Genomic DNA, 2025 nt, shown 5'->3' with positions numbered 1-2025 from the left:
CTCGCTTTTCCCGGGGGGTGGCTTTTTTTTAAACCATGCTGCTGCCCCCGGTGGGGGGGGCGGCCGCCCCCCGGGGGGGGGCGGGGGGGGGCGGCCCGCCCACACTCGACGCGCCTAAAGCCTTTCAGGGCAGCGCGTCGCCCGGGAATCCGCGGCTGGGGTGCACCTCGAAGGTGAAGACGCCGGCGGCCACGCCCGGGTCGTCGGCCATGATGGCGGCGGCGTCGTCGACCGAGGCCGCGAACACCGCGACCCCGCAGACCTCGGAGTCGTCGGTAACCGGCAACACGATGACCAGGACGCCGTCGTCGCGCAGCCCGAAATTGCGGCGCCCGTGCTCCCAGACGGTCCCCGGGGTGGTGTCCTCGCCGAAGCGCGGCCCCCGCTTGAGGATGACCACGCTGTAGGGCTTGGTGGTCGCCAGCAGCCGGCCCATCTCCTCGTCAGTGAAAGTTTTCATCACCGTCCCCGCTTCCTGCGGATGATCGCCCGCAACCGTTCCAGCCGCCCGGCCATCTCCCGCTCGCCGCCCCGGCCGGTCGGCCGGTAGTAGTCCGCGCCCACCAGCTCGTCCGGCGGATACTGCTGGGCGACGACGCCGTCGGGATCGTTGTGCGAGTACTGGTAGCCCTGCGCGTGTCCCAGCGCAGCCGCGCCGGAGTAGTGCCCGTCGCGCAGATGGGGCGGCACCAGGCCGGCCTTGCCCGCCTTGATGTCGTCCATCGCGGCGGCCAGCGCGGTGGTGACAGAGTTCGACTTGGGCGCGGTGGCCAGGTGGATGGTGGCGTGCGCAAGCGTCAGCTGCGCCTCGGGCATGCCGATCAGCTGCACGGTCTGGGCGGCCGCCACCGCGATCTGCAGCGCGCTCGGATCGGCCATGCCGATGTCCTCACTGGCCAGGATCATCAGCCGGCGCGCGAGGAACCGCGGGTCCTCCCCCGCGACGAGCATGCGGGCCAGGTAGTGCAGCGCCGCGTCGACGTCCGAGCCGCGCACCGACTTGATGAAGGCGCTGACGACGTCGTAGTGCTGGTCGCCGTCGCGGTCATAGCGCACCGCGGCCTTGTCCAGCGACTGCTCGATGGTCTCGACGGTGACTGAGTCGCCGGCCCCCTGAGCCGATTCGGCCGCGACCTCCAGCGCGGTCAGGGCCCGGCGGGCGTCGCCGGCGGCCAGCTGCACCAGCAGGTCGACGGCGTCGGGCGCCACGGCGACCTTCCCGCCCAGCCCGCGCGGGTCGTCGATCGCCCGCTGGACGACGGCGCGGATGTCGTCGGCGCCCAGCGGGCGCAACTGCAGGATCAGCGACCGGGACAGCAGGGGCGCCACCACGGAGAACGACGGGTTCTCGGTGGTTGCCGCCACCAGCAGCACCACCCGGTTCTCCACCGCGGACAGCAGGGCGTCCTGCTGGGTCTTGGAAAAGCGGTGCACCTCGTCGATGAACAGCACCGTCTGCTCGCCGTTGAGGAGCGCATGCCGCGCCTTCTCGATGACCGCCCGCACGTCCTTGACCCCGGCCGACAGCGCCGACAGCGCCTCGAACCGGCGGCCGGTCGCCTGGGAGATCAGCGCAGCGAGTGTGGTCTTGCCGCTGCCCGGCGGGCCGTAGAGGATGGCCGACGCGACGCCCGATCCCTCGACCAGGCGGCGCAGCGGCGACCCGGGCGCCAGCAGGTGCTCCTGGCCGACCACCTCGTCCAGCGAGGCCGGCCGCATGCGCACCGCCAACGGTGCACCGGCCGACACGCCCAGGGCGTGATCGCTCGTCGGCGGCGCGCCGGGCAGGTCAAAAAGACCGTCGGACACGGCTTCAGGCATACCACGAAAACCAATCCGGGCGCCGAGCACTCATCTTTGCTAAGTTCCCGTGTGCGCGTGCCCACAGGTTGAGTCAACAGCTAGGACGGACATGAGCCAGCCTCCCGAGTATCCAGGCACCCCGGCCGATCCCCACGGCAGCGAGCACAACCCTCCGGGCTACCCACCGCCCCCCCACCGACGTCGACGCCGCCGCCCAGCCGC

General features: G+C 71.8%; 2 protein-coding genes. Both read right to left on the bottom strand.

Features of this window, described 5'->3' with window-relative positions:
- Window positions 1-124 precede the first annotated feature (124 nt).
- Window positions 125-460 (bottom strand): hypothetical protein, encoded by a 336-nt coding sequence (locus tag A5773_RS24910; RefSeq protein ID WP_066946044.1) that lies wholly within the window; start codon window positions 458-460, stop codon window positions 125-127.
- Window positions 460-1821, bottom strand: coding sequence for a replication-associated recombination protein A (locus A5773_RS24905; RefSeq protein ID WP_066946046.1), 1362 nt, complete (start codon window positions 1819-1821; stop codon window positions 460-462). The genes A5773_RS24910 and A5773_RS24905 overlap by 1 nt, the downstream gene beginning before the upstream one ends.
- Between the last annotated feature and the right edge of the window lie 204 nt (window positions 1822-2025).

Source organism: Mycobacterium sp. 852014-52450_SCH5900713 (assembly GCF_001667075.1).
Lineage (GTDB): Bacteria > Actinomycetota > Actinomycetes > Mycobacteriales > Mycobacteriaceae > Mycobacterium.
This window is presented reverse-complemented; position numbering and strand designations above follow the sequence as displayed.

Bases quoted from the DNA above. Each gene is read 5' to 3' on its own strand.
- A5773_RS24905 (WP_066946046.1), bottom strand. From the start codon at position 1,821: ATGCCTGAAGCCGTGTCCGACGGTCTTTTTGACCTGCCCGGCGCGCCG.
- A5773_RS24910 (WP_066946044.1), bottom strand. From the start codon at position 460: ATGAAAACTTTCACTGACGAGGAGATGGGCCGGCTGCTGGCGACCACC.